The 21,113-nt window shown below is 68.0% G+C and carries 24 protein-coding genes; 2 read left to right on the top strand and 22 right to left on the bottom strand.

Annotation, left to right across the window (positions count from 1 at the left end):
- Positions 1-16 precede the first annotated feature (16 nt).
- On the top strand, positions 17-1,216 hold the full coding sequence (locus OB895_RS16180; RefSeq protein WP_311878260.1) for a pyridoxal phosphate-dependent aminotransferase: 1,200 nt from the start codon (positions 17-19) through the stop codon (positions 1,214-1,216).
- A 106-nt stretch (positions 1,217-1,322) separates the two neighbouring features.
- Here the strand turns inward: OB895_RS16180 and OB895_RS16175 are convergent, their stop codons facing one another.
- From OB895_RS16175 to OB895_RS16120, 12 genes are read right to left on the bottom strand one after another with little or no spacing between them, the layout of a single operon-like run.
- On the bottom strand, positions 1,323-1,724 hold the full coding sequence (locus OB895_RS16175; RefSeq protein WP_079113382.1) for a VOC family protein: 402 nt from the start codon (positions 1,722-1,724) through the stop codon (positions 1,323-1,325).
- Between the two features lie 31 nt (positions 1,725-1,755).
- Positions 1,756-3,117 carry an AMP-binding protein gene (locus OB895_RS16170; RefSeq protein WP_311878258.1) on the bottom strand — a complete coding sequence of 454 codons (1,362 nt, stop codon included), beginning with the start codon at positions 3,115-3,117 and terminating at the stop codon, positions 1,756-1,758.
- Positions 3,110-3,718 carry a phosphohydrolase gene (locus OB895_RS16165; protein WP_311878257.1) on the bottom strand — a complete coding sequence of 203 codons (609 nt, stop codon included), beginning with the start codon at positions 3,716-3,718 and terminating at the stop codon, positions 3,110-3,112. The genes OB895_RS16170 and OB895_RS16165 overlap by 8 nt, the downstream gene beginning before the upstream one ends.
- Positions 3,711-5,585 carry a VWA domain-containing protein gene (locus OB895_RS16160; RefSeq protein WP_311878256.1) on the bottom strand — a complete coding sequence of 625 codons (1,875 nt, stop codon included), beginning with the start codon at positions 5,583-5,585 and terminating at the stop codon, positions 3,711-3,713. Before OB895_RS16160 ends, OB895_RS16165 begins: the two co-directional genes overlap by 8 nt.
- A complete protein-coding gene (locus OB895_RS16155) occupies positions 5,582-6,256 on the bottom strand; it encodes a potassium transporter Kef (RefSeq protein WP_311878255.1) in 675 nt (224 codons plus the stop codon). The genes OB895_RS16160 and OB895_RS16155 overlap by 4 nt, the downstream gene beginning before the upstream one ends.
- The gene (locus tag OB895_RS16150) at positions 6,253-7,821 is read right to left on the bottom strand and encodes an AAA family ATPase (RefSeq protein WP_311878254.1); all 1,569 of its coding nucleotides are present in this window, start codon (positions 7,819-7,821) and stop codon (positions 6,253-6,255) included. Before OB895_RS16150 ends, OB895_RS16155 begins: the two co-directional genes overlap by 4 nt.
- A 4-nt stretch (positions 7,822-7,825) precedes the next feature.
- On the bottom strand, positions 7,826-8,896 hold the full coding sequence (locus OB895_RS16145; protein WP_311878253.1) for an AAA family ATPase: 1,071 nt from the start codon (positions 8,894-8,896) through the stop codon (positions 7,826-7,828).
- A 10-nt stretch (positions 8,897-8,906) separates the two neighbouring features.
- Positions 8,907-9,518 carry a nicotinamide riboside transporter PnuC gene (gene pnuC, locus OB895_RS16140; protein WP_311878252.1) on the bottom strand — a complete coding sequence of 204 codons (612 nt, stop codon included), beginning with the start codon at positions 9,516-9,518 and terminating at the stop codon, positions 8,907-8,909.
- Positions 9,519-9,524: 6 nt separating this feature from the next.
- On the bottom strand, positions 9,525-10,670 hold the full coding sequence (locus tag OB895_RS16135; RefSeq protein WP_376708818.1) for a UDP-N-acetylmuramate dehydrogenase: 1,146 nt from the start codon (positions 10,668-10,670) through the stop codon (positions 9,525-9,527).
- The gene (locus OB895_RS16130; protein WP_311878250.1) at positions 10,670-11,068 is read right to left on the bottom strand and encodes a MaoC/PaaZ C-terminal domain-containing protein; all 399 of its coding nucleotides are present in this window, start codon (positions 11,066-11,068) and stop codon (positions 10,670-10,672) included. Before OB895_RS16130 ends, OB895_RS16135 begins: the two co-directional genes overlap by 1 nt.
- Positions 11,068-11,523 (bottom strand): FAS1-like dehydratase domain-containing protein, encoded by a 456-nt coding sequence (locus OB895_RS16125; protein ID WP_056373836.1) that lies wholly within the window; start codon positions 11,521-11,523, stop codon positions 11,068-11,070. Before OB895_RS16125 ends, OB895_RS16130 begins: the two co-directional genes overlap by 1 nt.
- Before the next feature lie 60 nt (positions 11,524-11,583).
- Positions 11,584-12,384 carry a sulfite exporter TauE/SafE family protein gene (locus tag OB895_RS16120; protein ID WP_311878248.1) on the bottom strand — a complete coding sequence of 267 codons (801 nt, stop codon included), beginning with the start codon at positions 12,382-12,384 and terminating at the stop codon, positions 11,584-11,586.
- A gap of 163 nt (positions 12,385-12,547) precedes the next feature.
- Between OB895_RS16120 and OB895_RS16115 the strand changes: the two genes are divergently transcribed.
- Positions 12,548-14,119 carry an AMP-binding protein gene (locus OB895_RS16115; RefSeq protein ID WP_311878246.1) on the top strand — a complete coding sequence of 524 codons (1,572 nt, stop codon included), beginning with the start codon at positions 12,548-12,550 and terminating at the stop codon, positions 14,117-14,119.
- Positions 14,120-14,191: 72 nt separating this feature from the next.
- Here the strand turns inward: OB895_RS16115 and rplQ are convergent, their stop codons facing one another.
- From rplQ to secY, 10 genes are all read right to left on the bottom strand, one after another.
- Positions 14,192-14,737: a 50S ribosomal protein L17 gene (gene rplQ / locus OB895_RS16110; protein WP_042538800.1), complete on the bottom strand. Its 546-nt coding sequence runs from the start codon at positions 14,735-14,737 to the stop codon at positions 14,192-14,194.
- Positions 14,738-14,770: 33 nt separating this feature from the next.
- Positions 14,771-15,760, bottom strand: a complete 990-nt coding sequence (locus OB895_RS16105; protein ID WP_042538798.1) for a DNA-directed RNA polymerase subunit alpha — start codon at positions 15,758-15,760, stop codon at positions 14,771-14,773.
- Between the two features lie 135 nt (positions 15,761-15,895).
- Complete coding sequence (gene rpsK / locus OB895_RS16100; protein ID WP_042538796.1) at positions 15,896-16,294, bottom strand: 30S ribosomal protein S11; 399 nt, start codon at positions 16,292-16,294, stop codon at positions 15,896-15,898.
- A gap of 32 nt (positions 16,295-16,326) precedes the next feature.
- A complete protein-coding gene (gene rpsM / locus OB895_RS16095; RefSeq protein WP_042538794.1) occupies positions 16,327-16,701 on the bottom strand; it encodes a 30S ribosomal protein S13 in 375 nt (124 codons plus the stop codon).
- 155 nt (positions 16,702-16,856) lie between these two features.
- The gene (gene rpmJ / locus OB895_RS16090; protein ID WP_033106073.1) at positions 16,857-16,973 is read right to left on the bottom strand and encodes a 50S ribosomal protein L36; all 117 of its coding nucleotides are present in this window, start codon (positions 16,971-16,973) and stop codon (positions 16,857-16,859) included.
- 64 nt (positions 16,974-17,037) lie between these two features.
- The gene (gene infA, locus OB895_RS16085; RefSeq protein ID WP_017201569.1) at positions 17,038-17,259 is read right to left on the bottom strand and encodes a translation initiation factor IF-1; all 222 of its coding nucleotides are present in this window, start codon (positions 17,257-17,259) and stop codon (positions 17,038-17,040) included.
- A gap of 181 nt (positions 17,260-17,440) precedes the next feature.
- Positions 17,441-18,100 carry a DsbA family protein gene (locus OB895_RS16080; RefSeq protein ID WP_042538792.1) on the bottom strand — a complete coding sequence of 220 codons (660 nt, stop codon included), beginning with the start codon at positions 18,098-18,100 and terminating at the stop codon, positions 17,441-17,443.
- Between the two features lie 157 nt (positions 18,101-18,257).
- Positions 18,258-19,106, bottom strand: a complete 849-nt coding sequence (map, locus tag OB895_RS16075) for a type I methionyl aminopeptidase (protein ID WP_311878242.1) — start codon at positions 19,104-19,106, stop codon at positions 18,258-18,260.
- Between the two features lie 10 nt (positions 19,107-19,116).
- A complete protein-coding gene (locus OB895_RS16070; protein WP_042538788.1) occupies positions 19,117-19,713 on the bottom strand; it encodes an adenylate kinase in 597 nt (198 codons plus the stop codon).
- Positions 19,710-21,032 carry a preprotein translocase subunit SecY gene (gene secY, locus OB895_RS16065; RefSeq protein WP_042538786.1) on the bottom strand — a complete coding sequence of 441 codons (1,323 nt, stop codon included), beginning with the start codon at positions 21,030-21,032 and terminating at the stop codon, positions 19,710-19,712. The genes OB895_RS16070 and secY overlap by 4 nt, the downstream gene beginning before the upstream one ends.
- Between the last annotated feature and the right edge of the window lie 81 nt (positions 21,033-21,113).

Genomic DNA, 21,113 nt, shown 5'->3' with positions numbered 1-21,113 from the left:
GAGTACGCTCGTAGTCGTGACCGAACGCGCTCCTCTCTCTCGCAAGCTCTCCTCCATCGCCGAATCCGCGACCCTCAAGGTCGACGCCAAGGCGAAGGCCCTCAAGGCCGAAGGCAAGCCCGTCATCTCGTATGCCGCGGGCGAGCCCGACTTCGCGACGCCGCAGTTCATCGTCGACGCAGCGGCCGAGGCTCTCGCCGACCCGGCGAGCTACCGCTACACCCCGGCTCCGGGTCTTCCGGCGCTGCGGGAGGCCATCGCCGCGAAGACGCTGCGCGACTCGGGACTCGAGGTCTCACCGAGCCAGGTGATCGTGACCAACGGCGGCAAGCAGTCCGTGTACCAGGCGTTCCAGGCAGTGGTGAACCCCGGCGACGAGGTGCTTCTTCCCGCTCCGTACTGGACCACCTACCCCGAGGCGATCCGCCTCGCCGACGGCACCCCCGTCGAGGTGTTCGCGGGCGCCGACCAGGACTACAAGGTCACCGTCGAGCAGCTCGAGGCCGCTCGCACCGAGCGCACCACCGCGCTCGTGTTCGTCTCCCCCTCGAACCCCACGGGCTCCGTCTACACGGCTGAAGAGACCAAGGCCATCGGCGAGTGGGCTCTCGAGCACGGGATCTGGGTCATCTCCGACGAGATCTACCAGAACCTGACCTACGAGGGCGTCAAGGCGACCTCGATCGTCGAGGCCGTGCCCGAGGTGGCCGGCCAGACGATCCTCGTCAACGGCGTCGCGAAGACCTACGCGATGACCGGCTGGCGCGTGGGCTGGATGGTCGGACCGGCGGATGCCATCAAGGTCGCCGCCAACCTGCAGTCGCACCTGTCGAGCAACGTGAACAACGTCGCCCAGAAGGCCGCGATCGCCGCACTCAACGGCCCCCAGACCGAGGCCGAGCAGTTCCGCGAGGCGTTCGACCGCCGTCGCCGCCTGATCGTGTCGGAGCTGTCGAAGATCGACGGACTCGTCGTGCCCAACCCGCTCGGCGCGTTCTACGTCTACCCCGACGTGCAGGGTCTGCTCGGCCGCACCTGGGGCGGCACGACGCCGACCACTTCGCTCGAACTCGCCGACCTCATCCTCGAGCAGGCAGAGGTCGCCGTGGTTCCCGGCGAGGCGTTCGGTCCCTCCGGCTACATCCGCATGTCGTACGCGCTCGGCGACGACCAGCTCCTCGAGGGCGTGCAGCGCCTGCAGCGTCTGTTCGCCTGAGTCGCACTCCCACTCTGCCGCGACACCCGGGACCCCCTCACTCCACATGGATGTGAGGGGGTCTCGGCGTCATGGCCGGACTCGATGATCAGAGTCCCGCTCGCGCTCATTCCTCGTCGTGGAATCCGATCAGCCAGCGGATGCCGTAGCGATCGATGACCGTGCCGTCGTAGTCGCCCCAGGGGCGCTTCTGCAGGGCGTCGATCACGCGACCGTCCGAGGCCAGCTGGTCGTACCAGCTGGTCCGCGTCGAGGCATCCGCGGTGCCGAGCAGCGACAGGAACATCCCGCTCATCTGCACCGCGTCGTCGTCGGCTCCGGCATCCGCACCCGCGAGCCCGACCGGCCCCGCGAGTTGGCCGTGTGCGATCGCATCTCCCGGCCCGTCGTGTCGTCCGGCGCCGGCGTAGTCGAGGAGTTGAAGCTCACCCCCGAAGACCGAACGGTAGTGCTCCAGCGCTTCGGCTGCGTTCCCGGGGAACAGAAGGTAGGGGATCGGTCCGCTCATGCCGCGAGTGTACGGCGAACGGGCGACGTTGTCAGTCGGGCACGGCGCTGCGATAGCGCCGGGGCTTGCCCTCGCCGAGGTCGATCAGGCGCTCGACCTGCCGCAGCTCGATCTCGACCCCGAGCAGCGCGTCCAGCGCCACGCGGATGGCGGGCTCGTCTCCGCCGACGATCACGGCGTGCACGCGACCGGAGGCAGCCTGCTCGATCGACCACCCCTGGGCACCGCGTGCCTGCAGATGCTGCGTGAGCTCGACACAGGGAACGAGAGTGCCGTCGCCGGCCCGGAACCGCGTGTTCTGGCGCCCCTCGAGGTCGGCGATGCCGAGCACCCCATCGTCGAGGTGCACCAGGCGCCCGTAGTCGCCCGTGCGGTACCTCACCAGCGGCAGCAGGGGGTTCTCTCCCGCGGTCACGACGATCTCGCCCATCTCGCCGAGAGGCAGCGCGACCTCGCGCCGGGGATCCCACACCTCGACGTGCACGCGGCGATCGAGCACCCGGAACGGCTCGTCATCGGTGCGCGCGGCGATCGGGCGCGTCTCGTGCAAGCCGTACACGTCGACCACGGGACACTCGAACGCCGCGTGGAGTCGTGCACGCAGCGCAGCCGACAGCGCCATCGCGCCGGAGAAGACCACGGCGGGATGCAGCACGGCGTCGAGTCCGGCGTCGAGCAGCTCGGCGAGGCTCGTCGGGTGTCCGCTGAGGATCTGCGGGTCCGCCTCGGCCAGAAATCGGGCGCGGGCATCGAGACCGCTCCACGCCGTCGGATGCAGATTGAGCCGCGCCATCGCCCGGTGTGCGAAGCTCGAGATCGTGGACACGTAGGTGAAGGCCTGACGCTGGAAGACGAGGTTCGCCACCGCCACCCGCTCGCCGTCGGCCGTCACCGTGGCCCCCGCAGACGCCGCGAGCGCGACGAGCAGGTGGAAGCCGCGCGCGACCTCCTCGACGTCATCGGGGATGAGCAGCGCCGCGCCCGTCGAACCGGAGCTCGTGCCGTGCAGCATCCGGGAGAGATCCGCATCGAGCGGCACGAACGCCGCGAGGTCGTCGACGAGGTCCGACCGCGAGATCGTGGGGAAGTCGTCGAGCGCGGCATCTGTCGGCATCCCGCGATACCGCAGCGTGCGTCGCGCGGCGGCGAGATGATCGACCAGCCAGCCATCGGTCGAGAGCGGATGCCGCACCCGCTGCACCTGTTCTGCGGTGAGGCGGTCGCCCGTGGCATGCGTCCAGTGCGGAGCGTCGGGATGCTCCCGCCAACGGGTCAGTCGAGCAGTGCCTGCGGCGTCGATCGTCGGCCAGCGCTCGGCATCGGAGAGCACCGCGGCCTCCCCCGGTGCGTATTCGGCGAGCGCGAGCGCCCCTCGGAGGTCGGGGTCACTCACTGGAGTACCTCGCAGCCGCCTCCTTGCGGCGTGCCTCTGCGAGCTTCCGAGCGATCTCGGCCCTGTGCCGGTGCCCCTCGAATGCCTCGGCGAGCGCCCGGTTGCGGGCGAGCGAGTCGCAGGCCGCCAGCAGGGAGGCGGCGGTCGCGGCATCCTCGCCTGCCGGAAGGAACCCGCACCAGAGCAGGAACGTGCGCGCGGCTTCGGTGCGCCGTTCATCGTCTGAGGTCCAGTCCGACGGCGACGCGACCGGGGCCACGCGCAGTGCGAGCGCGTCGACCGCGAGGGCGGCCCAGCCGCTCGCGAGTGCCGGCTCGAGCGGCTCGAGGACGTCTTCGCTGGCGACGAGCCACAGGCCGATCGCGGCACCCTGGCGCACGCGCGGGTCTTCGTCGAATGCCGAAGCGCTGATCTGCCCGCCCAGGATGTCTCCGGCGAGCGCTCGCAGCGAGATGCGCTCATCGAGGAACTCCTGAGGGATGCGGGAGATCCGCGTCGCGACGGACTCCAGCGACGGCCCCGGCCTCGCGCGAGCCCAGGCCGCAGCCTCTCCGTCCGAGCGCTCGCTCCAGGCGGCGAGCAGCGCCTCGGTGTCAGCCATGCAGCGCCGCCGCCAGAGCCGCGCACGCAGCCGGTGCATCGGCCATCGTCCGGAGGTACACCACGTCGTAGCCGTCGCGCTCGGCGAGCGTCGCGACCTGGCGTCGGGGGTCCATGAGCACGAGCGTACCCGTCGTGAGCACCTCGCGAACGGTCCTGGCGACGCCGGCGTACGGTTCGTTGCCCACCCCGAACATCGATACGAGTCCGTCGTCCGACAGCACCACCACATGACGGGGCGCGTCTTCTGCTGCCGCGGGAAGACCGGCGTATCTGGCGGAGTACAGGTCGAGCGGGAACGACGTCGATCGACCGAAGAACAGCGAGATCGCGGCGATGATCTCAGACGGATCGCGGCCGAAGCGCGGCATCCCCGCCACGTCTCCGGTTCCCGAGAAGCTGGTCACTCTGACCCTGCCACCGCCGCGGAGGATCGACAGCGCGAGGATCGTCCCCGCGAGCACCGCGGGTGAGCCCTGTCGCGGATGTGCCATGGAACCCGAGGAGTCGATGTAGAGGTCGAGTTCGAGACTCGTCTCCTGCACGAGGGGCTCGTCGGCGAGCTCTGAACGCCGGCGTGTGGTGACGCCGGGGATCACAGTGCCCGAGCGCATCGTCAACGGCCAGTCGAGGTCGGCGAGCGCATCGCCCACCTCCCACAGTTCGACAGGACCGGGGATGCCGCCGACCGGCCTCATGGGTGCGGGGCGGGTGTAGGGGCGCACCCACCGGGCCGCCTCGTTGCGGTACCAGGCCGAGAGCACGGCGTCCTCACCGCTCTCCCGATAGAGCGAGAGCGTCCGCGCGATCGTCAGACGCTGGCCGTCCTTGCCGGAACCCGCATCCGATGCGTCATCTGCAGCGTCCTCGCCTTCGGGGTCGAGCACCATGCCCGGATGCCGAGGCAGGTCGTCTCGCAGGCGCTGGTCGGCGAGGATGCGGCCGAGCTCCTCGGCCGTCGCCGGCGCGTCGTCGACACCGCATCCGCTGACCGGCTCGCCGGCACCGCTCTCAGCAGCACCCTCGAGCTCGGCCAGGTACGGCGCGGCGACCACGCCGAAGCGGGCGGCACCCGACACCGGGTCGGTGCTGAAGGTCCGCACGGCGTCGGCGATGAAGGCCGCGTCGACGGCGGGGTTGGTGGCGGTCGCGCCGGCGAGCTCGGCAGCCACCCGCGCGCTCTCCGCCTGTGCCGCACGCAGCAGTCGCTCCTTCTCACGGTGCTTCTCGGGGATCCGGCTCAGCGGCACGAGGTTCGTGTGCGCGAGAGCCCGCGCCGGCCGCGGAGGCGGGTCGAGCTCGCAGAGGGTGCCGGACGGCAGCTGCCACAGCAGCTCGTACGCTCGGCAGTACACCCACCAGAGGCGGTCCGTGCTTCCCTGGGGTGCCGGGTAGAGCGCTCGACCGAGGCGCACGATGCCGAGATCACGCGTGGCGGTGCCCGCACTCCGCTGCTCGGCCCGCTGCAGCTGCGCGAGCCGCGTGTTGACCAGCAGATCGCTCCACAGGTTCGACAGCCGCCGCGCTCCCTCCCCCGGATTCGGGCGCAGCGACACGGCGGCGATCGCCTTCGCCATCTGATGGTCGATCTTGAGCGAGTCGATCCGCGTGCTGGGGGCGAGCACGTGGTGGCCGATCTCGTGGGCGAACATGCTCCACAGCTCATCGGCCAGGCCGCGCTCGGCCAGGTAGCGAGGGTCGACGGTCACCGACGGCGGAAACGAGAACCAGGCCGGCGCACCGTGCTCGTCGGCTGCGCCCGGACGCACCGCCGGATCGTCGAGCCGCACCCGCCAGAGATCCAGAGCCCGTTCCCACGCCGCGCGGGCATCGTTGGTGAGCGGCACCCGATCGACAGGAGCCTTCACTCCTGCTCCCGCACATGCACCCAGGCGAGATGGGTGTCGGGTCCGATGACGATGCTCACCCCGTCGTCGCGGGTATGCACCTCGCTGGGCGCCTCGGAGAGCACGGAGAGACGCGCACCCCAGACGTCGCTGTCGAGTCGCCACCACGAACCCGCGACGAGGATCGCGAAGGCTCCGGCGTCCGCCAGAGTGTCGACGCGTTCGGGAGGCCGGATCCAGGCGCCCCCGATTCCGCGGAACCCCCCGACAGCGAGCACATACCCGCGCTGGTCGGCGCGACCGGGCCACCAGAAGCGATCCTTCCGCTGCCTGCGACGGAATTCGTCGAGCACGTCGACGCCGAGTCCGAGCGTCGCCGCAGCGGCCAGACGTTGCTCGGGGGTGTCGAGATGCTCGAGCCGATCAAGTGCGTCGACGCGCAGACCGAGAGCGCCCGACCGCCACGCGGCGACCGACACGAGATCGAGCGCCCGGTCGCGGTCGGTCGCCGCCGCCGGATCCTGCGCCAGTCCCGCGGCGAGCGCCCTGGCGAACAGCAGCGGAGTGCCGTGCGCGACCCGCACCGAGGTCGACGCCAGCGCGGTGTCGAGTCCGGCGGCGGAGAGATCGGGCAGGTCAGCGGGAGGGAACGGAGCCGGCGCATTCGCCAGCTGCACGGGGATGCGATTCACCCGCGCAGCTCCTGCCAGCGCACATACGCCGTGTACCGCTGATGCAGATACTTCAGCGCGATCACGTCGTCGAAGTCACGACCGTAGAGCTTGCCCACCGTCGCGATCCGGCGCAGCTGGGCCTCGACGGCGGTGATGCGGCGGGATGCCTCGAGCGCCGGGAGGCCATCGAGCCCGCGGTCGAACTCGCTGAGCAGGGCAGCGACCGCATCGTCGGCGTCGCGCCCGAGGGCGTCGTATTGGCGGCATGACTGCGTGAACAGGTCGGCCAGCCAACTCACCGTGTCGGTGCTGAGCTCGCGCTCCGCCCCGACATCGAACCGCGGATGTGTGGCGTTCGGCAGCAGCTTTCCGCGGAGCACGAACGGCAGCACCGCCGCGACGTCATCGATTTCGACGGCATCCGCACCCCGGAACCACGCGATCGCCTTCGCGTAGATGATGAGCGTCTGCAAGGCGCGCACCGACACGCCGTTGCGGGTCTGCGCGCCGAGGTCGATCTCGAGGTCGGCGCCGCTGTTCGCCTCGATCACCTCGCCGACCCGGCCGCCCGCGGTGGTCACCACGTCTTTCGTGCGGTATTCGAAGCGGCGCCCGCCGTGCTGCACGAACTCGAAGTGGCTGAGGAAGAATCGCAGGCGCTCGCGCACGGCATCCGGAATCGGCACCGCGCGGATCTGCGCGCGCATCTCGGTCTGCTCGGCCGAATCGAAGGTCAGCTCGGCGGGCACATGCTCCTCGGGCTTCTCCCCCGCCTCGACGCGGGTGATCAGCTCATCGAAGAATCGGCTGTTGAATCCGGCCGCCTGCACCGTGACGTCCATCCGGTCGCGAAGGGCTTGGATCACGGGGAAGGTACCGCCGCCCGCATCGTCGTTGGCCGTGAAGAACCAGCTCTCCACACCGCCGTCCGGCGCGGTGCGGCGCATCTGGTCGTGGCTCTCGACATACCCCTCGGCCACCATGGTGAGCAGCGCCGACTGGGTCTTGGTGGGGATGCGGTTGTACTCGTCGATGATCTTGACGGGCAACCCGAGCCAGTCGCGCCAGGCGATGCGGATGTCGGTGAGACGCTCGGCGGCGACCAGGTCGCGAGGAAGAGGGATGCCCACGAGGTCGCTGACCGTCAGCTGCGGCTGCCCCTGCTGCACGCTGCGCCGCACGTCGTCGGAGGCGGTGCCGGCCAGCACGCCCATGAGCACGGCGACCGTCGTCTTGCCGCGCCCCGGACCTCCGATGAGCAGGCACTTGCCCCCGACAGCGAAGGTGAGCAGCGGCACGAGGACGTTCGACGAGAACGACGCCTGCGTCGGGAGGGACACCGCGGCGCCGGCATCCCCCAGCCCGATCGACAGCGGCTCTCCGTGCGAGAACTCCATGTCGTAGTAGGGCGAGATGACTGCGCGGTTGACGATCCAGTAGTAGACCTGGCGCAGCTTCTCATCCAGCGGCACCGTGCTGCGCGCGGCCGGGCGGAAGAGATCCTCGGCTGTCAGAGACTCGACGCCGTGGCCGCTGCCGGGGTTCGTGGGTGAGGCGGACACTCGGTTCCAGCGGTCGGGCATGCGATCATCCTAACGATGTCGATCGGGCGTTCTGCTGGAGCGCCCGCTGCTCGTCGAGGGGCCGAGCTTCGAGCGGAAGGGCGAAGCTCAGGTGCTCGGCGAGGAGCGGTGCGAGCGCGGATGCCGCGGCGTCGACCCGTCTCGAGACATCGCCATGCACCTCGAGCCATGGCACGTCCTGCGCGGCGAGCACGTCGCGGAAACGCTGTTGCATGTCGTGACGGATGTGCTCGCCGTCGCGCAGGCCGTCCTGCTCGAAGGGGATCTCGTCGCCGGTGAGCACGTAGAGGAGCGGCGGGTGCGCGGCTGCCGCCTCATGCAGGCGCGGCGCCACCGCGCCGACGTAGCGCTCATGCCACAGTGCCGTCGCGAGCACATCGGTGTCGCACACGAGCACCGGCACCGGTACCTGCCTGAGCGCCTGCTGCTCGAGGGCGATCTGCCGGTCGACGATGAGGTCGAACTCATCGCTGCGCCACGGCGCGCTCAGCCCGCCCTCGCGGATGACGGAGTGCTCGCGGCCGTACTCCGGCACCCAGAGCGTGCCCAGCCGATCGGCGAGCGCTTCGGCGAGAGTCGTCGAGCCGGTGGATTCCGCGCCCAGCACCACCACGCGCGCGGTCAGCCATGCGCGCACGGCCGGTGCGAGCTCATGCCAGTTGCCGGCGACGTCGGCACGGATCGCCGTGCCGGAGACGGGATTGATCCGGCGGCCCTCGTCGATCTGCACCCAGCGCGCGTCGAGGCTCCTGGCCAGTTCGCCGCCATACGAGTCGCACGAGAAGACCGTGTCGACCGGGCCGTCGAGCAGCGAGGCGATCAGCGCCATGTGCTCGTCCCACGCTGCCTGCGACTCGAAGTCGACCGGGGCGTCGTCCATCGCCGCGACGACGCGCGCGCCGGGGTGCGACTCGCGGATCCAGCTCGCGCGCACCTCCAGCGGGATCGACTCCACCGACGCGCCCAGCACCTGCACGGTGACCCGGTCGCTGTCGCGCTGCGCCCGACGGATCAGGTGCGAATGCCCGCTGTGAAAGGGATAGAACTTGCCGAGGACGAGACCGTGTCCGCTCATGCGCCTCACCTCACGCTCGGGCGGACGCCGCGACCGCAGGGGTCTCGCGGTCGGCGACGGCCGCCTGACGCCACGAGCGGTAGCCGATCACGCACAGGGCGATGAAGAGCACGTACAGCGCCGCGATGACCCAGAGACCCGCGGCGATCGAGAGGCCGACGAAGGCGATGTCGACGCAGATCCACACGAACCAGTTCTCGATCCACTTGCGGTTCAGCATGTACTGCGCCACGAGACTCGCCGCAGTGGTCGCCGCATCGGCGATCGCGACCTGCGAGTCGGTGAACGTCGTGAGCACCCACACCAGCACGGCCGTGCCCGCGACCGCGGCGAGAGCCAGCCATGGCCATGCCCGACGCGGCGTGTTGACGACATACGTGCGACTCTGCTCCGCACCGCGCGTCCATCGCCACCACCCATGCAGACCCATCAGCAGGTAGACGACCTGGAGGGCCGATGTCGCGTACAGCCCCGCGCCGATGAAGACGACGAACAGCACCACGTTGTTGGCGATGCCGATCGGGTAGTTCCAGACGTTACGGCGGCCCGCGAGCCACACGCAGACCGCGCCCGTGATGAAGCCGAGAACCTGAGGCCACTCGGCCTGGAGCCACTCGAACACGGGCCGCTACAGTTCGACGCCGAGAAGCACGGGCTCCGGCTGCAGCACGAGCCCGAACTCCGCATGGACGCGGCTCTGGATGAAGCGGGCGAGCTCTGAGACCTCGGCGGCCGTCGCGCCGCCGCGGTTGGTGAGGGCGAGGGCGTGCTTGGTAGAGACGGATGCCCGTGACCTCGGCAGCTTGAAACCCTTGCGGATCCCGGCCTGCTCGATCAGCCAGGCGGCACTCACCTTCACGTCGGGCGCTTCTGGCTTCGCGGCGGGAACATAGCCGTCGTACGAGGCGAGGGGGATCACCGTGACGGTGTCGAGGTCAGGGGTCACCGGCCACCGCGGGCACTCGGGCGGAAGGGCGCGGGCGACGACCTCGGGCACGATCGCATTCTGGAAGAACGAGCCGACGCCGTGCGTGTCGGGGTCGTTCTCATCGAGCAGCATCCCCTTCGACGCGCGCGTGGCGAGGATCCGCTCCCGCACCCACGTGAGCGGCACAGGGGCGTCGGAGTCGAGCCCCAGCGCCCTGCGCAGCTGCTCGCCGCGGACGACGCGCTCCTCGGCGACGAGAAGATCGACCGTGACCGACAGGATGACGGCACGGCGCTGCGGCACACCGCCGTAGTGATGCTTGAGCACGGAGGTTCGGAACCCGAGCCCGAGCTCGGATGCCGGGACGACCGACACCTCGCCCGTCGCCTCGTCGATGAGCTCGACCTCGACCAGGGTCTCTTGGATCTCCTGACCGTACGCACCGATGTTCTGCACCGGCGAGGCGCCGACGGTGCCCGGAATTCCGCTCATCGCCTCGAGTCCGGCATACCCGTGCTCGACGGCGTAGGCGACGAGATCGTCCCAGCCGTGCCCCGCCTGCACACGAAGGCGGATGCGTCCGGCATGCGGCGACGGGAGCTCCTCGATGCCGCGGGTGAGGATCCGGATGACGGTTCCCTCGAACGGTTCGTCACCGATGAACAGGTTGGAGCCGCCGCCGAGGACGAACCACTCGTCGCCGCGTGACCACACGTCGGTGAGCGCATCGACCAGCTCGGCGGAGGTCGACGCCTCGAGCATCCGCTCGGGGGCCCCACCCGTTCGGAGGGTCGTGAGAGTGGCCAGCTTGAGCGGCTCGACCTCGCGCACCACGCCGTCGCCCATCAGGAGGCGACGCGCAGCTGCGCCTTGACGAGGACCGTCGTCTCGCCGAACGTGACCTTGAGGTCGATGCGCGTCGATTCCTCATCGACGGCGCCGACGGTGGCGACGACGTGAAGGTCGGCTCCGTCTGCGGGGTCGACCACGACCGGCTTGGTGAATCGCACGCCGTAGTCGAGGATGCGGGTGCCCGGTTCGAGGGCCGCGACGACCACCGACGAGGCGATGCCCATCGTGAGCATGCCGTGCGCGAGGACGCCGGGCAGACCCACCTCGGCGGCGATGTCGTCACGGTAATGGATCGGGTTGAAGTCGCCCGACGCTCCCGCGTAGCGCACCAGCGACTCGCGGGTGATGTGCACCGTGCGCTCTGCGACGACGTCTCCGACAGCGAACGACATCACTCTGCTCCTTCTTCGGCGCCGACCAGCAGCACGCTGGTGGCGGTGACGACGTGCTCGCCGGCGGCATCCGTGATCTCTGCCGCGCTGGTGATCATGGCGTTGCCACCCATCATGCGGATGGCGGTCACGCGCAGCCGGCCGGTGAGCTCGTCGCCCGCCACGATCGGGCGCGAGTAGGCGAACTTCTGCTCGGCGTGGATCGTGCGCGCCAGCACGATGCCCGAGTCCGGTTCGGCGAGCAACTGCTGCAGCGTGAGATCCTGAATGACCATCGCGAAGGTGGGCGGCGCCACGACATCGGCGAAACCGGCCGCACGCGCAGCCTCGACGTCGGTGTGCTGCGGAGCGTCGGCGAAGACCGCGCGCGCGAACTCGCGCACCTTCTCGCGACCGACGAGATAGGGGGACGTCGGCGGGAACTCCCGGCCGAGAAGATCTTGGTTCACTGCCACCCCTCGATCCTACGTTCTCGGTCGTGGAGCTCGGTGACCGAAGGCCGGTTCAAAAGCTGCTCAGTCCTTCTTCTTGCGTCCCTTGATCGCCTTCATGGCCATCTGCACGGCGATGACCACGAGGTATGCCGCGAACAGCATGTTGCCGACCTGCGGGTCGATCAGCGTGGCCAACCACGCGCCGAGCGCGGTGGTGGTGCACGCTGACACTCCGACGAGCGCCGCGGCCACGAGGTCGACGTTGCGGTTGCGCAGGTTGCCGATCGTGCCGGAGATCGCGGTGGGGATCATCATGAGCAGCGACGTGCCCTTGGCGACGAGGTCGCTGGTGCCGAATGCGAGCATCAGGATCGGCACGACGATCACGCCTCCGCCGACCCCGATGAGCCCTGCCAGAATGCCGGTGGCGACGCCGACCAGCACGAGGGCGATCCCGTTGAGCAGCTGCAGCTCGAACTGCGCGTCTCGCGAGGGGATGACCAGGAACAGGCTGACGATGACGACGACGAGGAAGCCGACGAAGAACCAGCGCAGCACGGTCTGCGAGATCTTCGGCAGCATCCGGGTGCCGATCTGCGCGCCGACGACGGAGCCGGCGGCGAGGATCAGCGCGGGGATCCAGGCGACCGATCCGTTGATCGCGTACGAGATGACGCCGACCGTCGCGGTCGGGACGATCGCGGCGAGCGACGTGCCGGCACCGAGCCGCTGGTTGAAGTGCAGGAAGAGCACGAGCAGCGGAACGATCACCGTGCCGCCGCCGACGCCGAAGAGGCCGGAGAGGAGGCCCGCGATCAGGCCGATGCCGATGAATGCCGTATAGGCGCGAGGCCCTCTGCTCAGGGTCTCTGCATCAGTCACCGGATCAGCCTACTCGCAGGCGACCTCCCCCAGTCGCGCCGCACCACGGGGGCCCTCGTCCCGACCGCCGCGCGAAGGATCCCCCCTGGGACCCGGTCTCCTCCTGTGCGACACTGGATCGCATCAGACGGCGTCGTCGATGACCCGGATCGAAGGAGATCTCATGGTGCGCAGTTCCTATCCCGATGTCGAGATCCCGGCGGTCTCGATCCACGACTTCCTGTTCGGCGATGTCGAGGACGACCGCCTCGACGCGATCGCGATCGTCGACGGTGTCAGCGGTGCCACCACGACCTATCGCCAGCTGATCGCACAGATCGACCTGTTCGCGGGCGCCCTCGCCGCACGTGGAGTGGGCGTCGGAACGAAGGTGGGCGTGTTGTGCCCCAACATCCCTGCCTTCGCGACGGTCTTCCACGGCATCCTGCGCGCAGGGGCGACGGCCACCACGATCAATTCCCTCTACACACCCGATGAGATCGCGACTCAGCTGACGGATGCCGAGGCGACATGGCTCATCACCGTCTCACCGCTGCTTGCCGGGGCGAAGGCGGCAGCCGCGGCTGTGGGCCTCGACGACGACCACGTCATCGTCCTCGACGGCGCCGACGGGCATCCGTCGCTGCCCGCCCTGCTCGGCGAGGGGCGCACTGCACCCGAGGTGAGCTTCGATCCGGAGACACATCTCGCGGTGCTCCCGTACTCCTCAGGCACCACCGGTCGTCCCAAGGGCGTCATGCTCACGCACCGCAACCTGATCGCCAATGTCAGCCAGTGCCGCTCCACGATCTCTCTCGGTGACGACGACCGCGTGCTCGCCGTCCTGCCCTTCTTCCACATCTACGGCATGACGGTGCTTCTGAACTTCGCGCTGCGTCAGCGCGCGGCCCTGGTCACGATGCCCAGGTTCGATCTCACGGACTTCCTTCGGGTCGTCCAGGAGCACCGGACCAGCTGGGTCTTCATCGCGCCGCCGATCGCCGTCGCCCTCGCGAAGCACCCGCTCGTCGACCAGTACGACACCTCGGCGATCAAGGTCATCTTCTCCGGGGCCGCTCCCCTCGACGGCGGCCTCGCGTCTGCGGTCGCTGATCGCCTCGGCTGCACGGTGTGCCAGGGGTACGGCATGACCGAGACCAGCCCGGTGACCCATGCGATCCCCTACGACCGACCGGACATCGACCGGTCGTCGGTCGGCATGCTGCTCGCAAACACCGAGGCGCGGCTCGTCGCAGAGGACGGCACCGACGTCGATGCGCCGGACGAGGGCGCCAGCGAGCCGGGGGAATTGCTGATCCGCGGACCCCAGGTGATGGCCGGCTACCTGAACAGACCCGACGCGACGGCCGAGATGCTCGATGCCGACGGCTGGCTGCACACCGGCGACGTCGCGACAGTGACGCACGACGGCATCTTCCGCATCGTCGACCGGCTCAAGGAACTCATCAAGTACAAGGGCTACCAGGTCGCGCCGGCGGTTCTCGAAGCGGTGCTGCTCGAGCATCCGTCCATCGCCGATGCGGCTGTCATCGGCGTGCCGGACGCCGATGGACAGGAGGTCCCGAAGGCGTTCGTGGTGCTGCAGCAGGGAGCGGAACTCGATGCGGATGCCGTGATGGCACACGTCGCCGCGCACGTCGCACCCCATGAGAAGGTGCGACAGGTCGAGTTCATCGACACGATTCCGAAATCGGCATCCGGAAAGATCCTGCGCAAGGATCTGCGCACGCGCTGATCCCCGCGCCCGGAGACGAAGAAGCCCGCCGTCCCTTTCGGGGCGGCGGGCTTCTTGGAACGAGCGAGGTGCTTACTCGGACTTCTTCTCGACAGCGTCCTCGGCGGCAGCCTCGGCTGCCTCTCCCTCGGCCTGCGACTCGGCGCCGGCGTCGGTGGTCTCCTCGACGGGAGCCTCCTCAGCGGGAGCCTCCTCGACGACCTCGGCGGGCTTCTCAGCCTTGGCAGCCTTCTTGGTGGACTTCGCCTTGGGGGTGACGGGCTCGAGAACGAGCTCGATCACTGCCATGGGGGCGTTGTCACCCTTGCGGTTGCCGACCTTCGTGATGCGGGTGTAGCCACCCTCACGGTCTGCGACGAGCGGGGCGATCTCGGTGAAGAGCACGTGTCCGGCGTCCTTGTTGGAGCGCAGCACGGTCATCGCACGACGACGCGCGTTCAGGTCGCCGCGCTTGCCGAGCGTGATGAGACGCTCCGCGAGCGGACGCAGGCGCTTGGCCTTGGTCTCGGTCGTCTTGATCGACTTGTGGATGAAGAGCTGCGCCGCCATGTTGGCAAGCAGCAGGCGCTCGTGTGCGGGGCCGCCTCCGAGGCGGGGACCCTTAGTGGGCTTGGGCATAATCGTCTAACTCCTGGTCAGAAAGGTCGGGTTTCAGAAGGACTCGTCTTCGCTGCCGCCGTAGAAGTGGGCGCCGTCGAAACCGGGCACCGAATCCTTGAGCGACAGACCGAGCGAGATGAGCTTGTCGCGCACCTCGTCGACCGACTTCTGGCCGAAATTGCGGATGTTCATGAGCTGCGTCTCCGACAGGGCGACGAGCTCGGAAACAGTGTTGATGCCCTCACGCTTCAGGCAGTTGTAAGAGCGGACCGAGAGGTCGAGGTCCTCGATCGGCATCGACAGCTCGCTGGAGTTCACTGCCTCCACCGGTGCCGGGCCGATCTCGATGCCCTCAGCCTCGACGTTCAGCTCGCGAGCGAGACCGAACAGCTCGGTGAGCGTCTTCGCAGCCGACGCGACAGCGTCGCGGGGGCTGATGGCGGACTTGGTCTCGACGTCGAGGACGAGCTTGTCGAAGTCGGTGCGCTCACCCGCACGGGTGGCGTCGACGCGGTAGCTGACCTTGAGAACCGGCGAGTAGATCGAGTCGATCGGGATCTGACCGGCCTCGGCGTACTCGTTGCGGTTCTGCGTCGCCGAGACGTAGCCACGGCCACGCTCGATCGTGAGCTCGAGCTCGAACTTCGCGGTCTCGTTGAGCGTCGCGATGACGAGCTCGGGGTTCTGGACCTCGACACCGGCCGGAGCCGAGATGTCAGCGGCGGTCACTTCGCCCGAACCGGTCTTGCGCAGGTAAGCAGTGATGGGCTCGTCGCGCTCCGACGAGACCACGAGCTGCTTGATGTTGAGGATGATCTCGGTGACATCCTCCTTCACGCCGGGGATGGTGCTGAACTCGTGCAGCACGCCGTCGATGCGAACGCTGGTGACCGCGGCGCCGGGGATCGACGACAGCAGGCTGCGACGAAGCGCATTGCCGATCGTGTATCCGAAGCCGGGCTCCAGAGGCTCGATGATGAACCGGCTACGGTTCTCGACGATCTTTTCCTCGGTCAGTGTGGGACGCTGTGCAATAAGCACTCTGTGTTCCTTTCGATCACATGCCCGCTATATGACATGTGGTGGGGTGAGGTTTTGAGTTTTGGGAGTCGATGCCCGCGCTGGCGGGCGTCGAGCCGCTCGGCCCCGAAGGACCGAGCGGCTCAACAAGCCGGATCAGACGCGGCGGCGCTTCGGCGGGCGGCAACCGTTGTGCGCCTGCGGGGTGACGTCCTGGATCGAGCCGACCTCGAGGCCGGCGGCCGTCAGCGAACGGATCGCGGTCTCGCGACCCGAGCCCGGTCCCTTGACGAAGACGTCGACCTTCTTGACGCCGTGCTCCTGCGCCTGACGGGCAGCCGACTCGGCGGCCAGACCAGCGGCGTAGGGGGTCGACTTGCGCGAGCCCTTGAAGCCCACGCCACCCGACGATGCCCAGCTGATGACAGCGCCGGACGGGTCGGTGATCGAAACGATGGTGTTGTTGAACGTCGACTTGATGTGGGCATGGCCCAGCGCGATGTTCTTCTTTTCCTTGCGGCGCGGCTTGCGCGCGGCGGCCTTGGGTGCAGCCATGAAAGTGTTCTCCTAGTCCCTGGGGGCCGCGCTTAGCGGGCCTTCTTCTTGCCTGCGACGGTGCGCTTCGGGCCCTTGCGGGTACGGGCGTTGGTCTTGGTGCGCTGACCACGGACCGGGAGGCCACGACGGTGGCGGACGCCCTCGTAGGAGCCGATCTCGACCTTGCGGCGGATGTCTGCTGCGACCTCGCGGCGCAGGTCACCCTCCACCTTGTAGGTGCCTTCGATGTAGTCGCGGAGGGCGATCAGCTGGTCATCGCTGAGGTCCTTCACGCGGATGCTCTCGTCGATCTCCGTAGCCTTGAGGATCTCGACCGAGCGGGTACGGCCCACGCCGTAGATGTAGGTAAGGGCGATCACCACGCGCTTATCGCGCGGGATGTCAACGCCGGCAAGACGTGCCATGCGGTTCTCCTGAGTGTTGTGGAGGTATGGAGCAGGATCGGTGCTCGGGCCTCCGCCCCGAGGTGTCCCCCACTCTCGTGGGATCTGATCCTGCCGTTGTGTGTATTGAGTTGTGAGTCAGCTCCGAAGAGTCCGCCGGCCAGGCCGACGGGCGCTCAGCCCTGGCGCTGCTTGTGGCGCGGGTTGCTCTTGCAGATGACCATGACGCGGCCGTGGCGGCGGATCACCTTGCAGTGATCGCACATGGGCTTGACGCTGGGGTTGACCTTCATGATGTTTCCTATTCGCTGTCTTCACCGGGCAGGCTGAGTGCCTGGGGTGTTACTTCTCGACCGATCAGCGGTAGCGGTAGACGATTCGTCCACGGGTGAGGTCGTAGGGGCTGAGCTCCACGACGACACGGTCTTCGGGGATGATGCGGATGTAGTTCTGCCGCATCTTGCCTGAGATCGTTGCAAGGACCTTGTGTCCGTTGGAGAGCTCAACGCGGAACATCGCGTTGGGCAGAGCCTCGGAGATCACGCCCTCGATCTCGATGACACCGTCTTTCTTAGCCATAGCCTCGCTGACGCTTCTGCAGACCGGTCGATCTGCGGTGGGTGATGGGATTGCGGTGCTTCTTGCCGATTCAGACACGCCGAATCAAGGCGCAAGGCACCAAGGATCTATGTTATCCGACAACGGGAGTTCCGGCAACCTGGCCAGGATGCCGGAACTCCCGTTGTGCGACTGACGCGGATCAGCCGAGGATCTTGGCGAACTCCGTGGCGATCTCGCTGTTGTCGATGCGGGTGCCGTTGATCTCGACGGTCGGGGTTCCCGAGATCTCGTGCGCCTTGGTCTGGGAGTCGGCGAACTTGTTGTAGGTGCCGTCGGCGATGCAGTCCGCCGCGGCCCCCGCTCCTGCCTGCTCGGCGAGGGCGCTCAGCTCCTCAGCGCTGAGTCCGGCGGAGTTCTCCTCGGGCTGGTTCGCGAACAGCAGGTTGAAGTAGTCCAGAGTGGCGTCGGGAGCCTCTGCGGCGACGCAGTACATCGAGCCGGCCGACAGCGAGGAGAACTCCCCGGTCGTCGAGAGCCTGTTGAGGATCGACACGGGGTGGATGTTGAGCGTGATCTTGTCATCAGCGGCTGCTGCCTGCAGCTGCTCGCCGTAGGCGTCCTCGAACTGTCCGCACACGGGGCACATGAAGTCGACGTAGGTGTCGATCTCGTCCTCGCCGGAGCCGAACGAGATGGCCCCGGTCTCCTCGTTGACGATGGAGCTCTGCGGGGCGGTGCCGGGGTCGGTGGCCTGGTTGTTCAGGGACACGACGACGAAGGCCAGCACGGCCAGCACGACCACCACTGCCGCCGAGACGCCGATCACGAACCAGTTGGTGTTGCTCTTCGCGGCTGCCATTGCTTTCCGTTTCTGTCGAGGCCCGACGTGGCGGACCCGGCCTGAAGTCTTCGGGTGCATGCGCACCCATACACCCATTGTGCCCGGAGAAACCTATGCGCACGTTGTGATCGCGTGCAGGATCACAGTTCGCGCCGCGTCTGAGGGCGCAGAGAGGTCAGGCGATGGGCGTCGGCGTCACGCCGAAGGACGCGAGGCCTGCCGCTCCCCCGTCGGGGGCGGTGAGCACCCAGATGCCGTCCTCGTGCAGGGCGACGCTGTGCTCCCAGTGCGATCCGTCGGTGCCGTCGACCGTCGAGACCGTCCAGTCGTCGTCCTCGACGAAGGTATCGTCACTGCCGGCGGTCACCATCGGCTCGATGGCCAGCACCAGACCGGGCTTGACCTCTGCACCGGGATCGGGCGTCCGGTAGTTGAAGACGCTCGGAGCCTCGTGCATCTTGCGACCGATGCCGTGGCCGACGTACTCGCGCAGGATGCCGTAGGTCTCCCCCGAGACGGCTGACGGTCCCTGAGCCTCGATGTAACCCTGGATGGCGGCGCCGATGTCACCCAGGTGGGAAGCGGACGCCATTGCGGCGATACCGGCCCACATGGACCCCTCTGTCACGCGCGACAGCTCCTGTCGCTGCGCGACGAGCTCGGGACGCGTGTCATCGGGAACGACCACCGTGATCGCGCTGTCGCCGTTCCACCCTTGGAACTGCGCGCCGCAGTCGATCGACACGATGTCGCCTGCCTGCAGGATCCGCTCGCCGGGGATGCCGTGCACGACCTCCTCGTTGACCGAGATGCACGTGGTGTGCTTGTAGCCGCGAACCAGCTGGAAGTTCGACTCGGCACCACGGGCGAGGATCACGCGGTTGGCCTCGGCGTCGAGCTCGAGGGTCGTGACCCCCGGTCGGATCAACGGCCGGAGGGCGTCCAGCGCCGCGGCAGTGATGAGGCCGGGCTCGACCATCGCTCGCAGCTGAGCCGCATTCTTGTAGATCGACTTGCGGAACATCGCGCGGTGTTCAGGCCGCGAGACGCAGGCCGCGAGCGACGAGAGCCGCGAAGACGCGCTCGGTGATCTCGTCGAGCGAGCCGACGCCGTCGATCCGGTCGACGATGCCACGGGGCCCGTAGACCTCGAGGATCGGGGCCGTCTCGTGCTCGTAGATGTCCAGGCGGTGCGCGATGGCCTCGTCGGTGTCGTCCGAACGGCCCTGCTCGGCCGCACGGAGCTTCAACCGCTCGATGCTCTCCTCGCGGGGAACGTCGAGAAGGATGACGGCGTCGAGCGACTCGCCGCGAGCGGACAGGAACGCGTCGAGATGCTGCACCTGGGCGGCGTTGCGCGGGTAGCCGTCGAGGAGGAAGCCGTTCGCGGCGTCGTCCTGCGACAGGCGATCGCGAACGATCTCGCTGGTCAGCTCGTCGGGAACGAGGTCTCCCTTGTCGAGGACGGCCGTGACCTGCTGGCCGAGCGGCGTGCCCTCTTTGATGTTCGCGCGGAAGATGTCTCCGGTCGAGACGACCGGGATGCCGTACGACTCGGCGATGCGGACACCCTGGGTGCCTTTGCCCGAGCCCTGCGGACCGACGATGAGAAGACGAGCTGATCGAGTCATCGGAGAAGCCCTTCGTAGTGACGCTGCTGCAGCTGGGCGTCGATCTGCTTGACCGTCTCGAGACCGACACCCACGATGATGAGGATCGACGCGCCACCGAACGGGAAGTTCTGGTTGGCGCCGACGGTGGCGAGAGCGATCAGCGGGATCAGCGCGATCAGACCGAGGTAGATCGAACCGGGAAGCGTGATGCGGGTGAGCACGTAGTCGAGGTACTCGGCGGTGGGACGACCGGCACGGATGCCGGGGATGAACCCGCCGTACTTCTTCATGTTGTCTGCGACCTCGACCGGGTTGAAGGTGATCGCGACGTAGAAGTACGTGAAGCCGATGATCAGCAGGAAGTACACCGCCATGTAGATGGGGCTGTTGCCTGTCGTGAAGTTCGCGCTGATCCAGGTCACCCATGCAGCCGGCTCGGAGCCGTCCTGCGGAGTGTTGAACTGCGCGATGAGCGCAGGGATGTACAGCAGCGACGAGGCGAAGATCACAGGGATCACGCCGGCCATGTTGACCTTGATCGGGATGTAGGTGTTGGTGCCGCCGTAGGTGCGACGACCGACCATGCGCTTGGCGTACTGCACCGGGATGCGCCGCTGCGACTGCTCGACGAACACGACGAGCGCCATCACGATGATTCCGACCAGGAGCACCAGGAGGAAGACCTCGAAGCCCTTGCTCTCCCAGATGAGCCACATGGCGCCGGGGAAGGTGGCGGCGATCGAGGTGAAGATGAGCAGTGACATGCCGTTGCCGATGCCGCGCTCGGTGACGAGCTCGGCGAACCACATGATGAGCCCGGTGCCTGCGGTCATGGTCATGATCATGAGCAGCTGGGCCCACCACACGTCGTTGGTGAGGAGGTTCTGGCACGCCGCGATGTCGGTCGTGCCGAAGAGCTGGCCGCTGCGGGCCACGGTCACGAGCGTGGTCGACTGCAGCAGCGCCAGCGCGATCGTGAGGTACCGCGTGTACTGGGTCAGGCGGGCCTGGCCGGCCTGGCCCTCCTTGTGCAGAGCCTCGAAGTGAGGGATCACGACGCGGAGGAGCTGCGTGATGATCGTCGCGGTGATGTACGGCATGACACCGAGCGCGAAGATCGAAAGCTGGAGGAGCGCGCCACCCGAGAACAGGTTGACGAGCCCGAGGAGTCCCTCTGTCCCGGAGTTCAACGCGAGGCACTCCTCGACGTTCGGGAAGTTCACGAACGGAGCAGGCACATTCGAGCCGAGCCGGTAGATGGCGACGATGGCGAGGGTGAAACCGATCTTCCGACGCAGGTCGGGCGTGCGGAAGATCCGCGCGATGGCGCTAAACAAGGACGTCCTCCTGAAAGGTTGCCGATCCCTGAAGGACGGCTGAAAGAACAGGCTAACCCATAAGAGGGGCCGGAGAATCTC

It is taken from the genome of Microbacterium forte, from assembly GCF_031885415.1.
GTDB classification, from domain to species: Bacteria; Actinomycetota; Actinomycetes; order Actinomycetales; family Microbacteriaceae; genus Microbacterium; species Microbacterium forte.
Note: the sequence above shows the minus strand (reverse complement) of the source record. Positions and strands in the feature narration are given on the sequence as shown.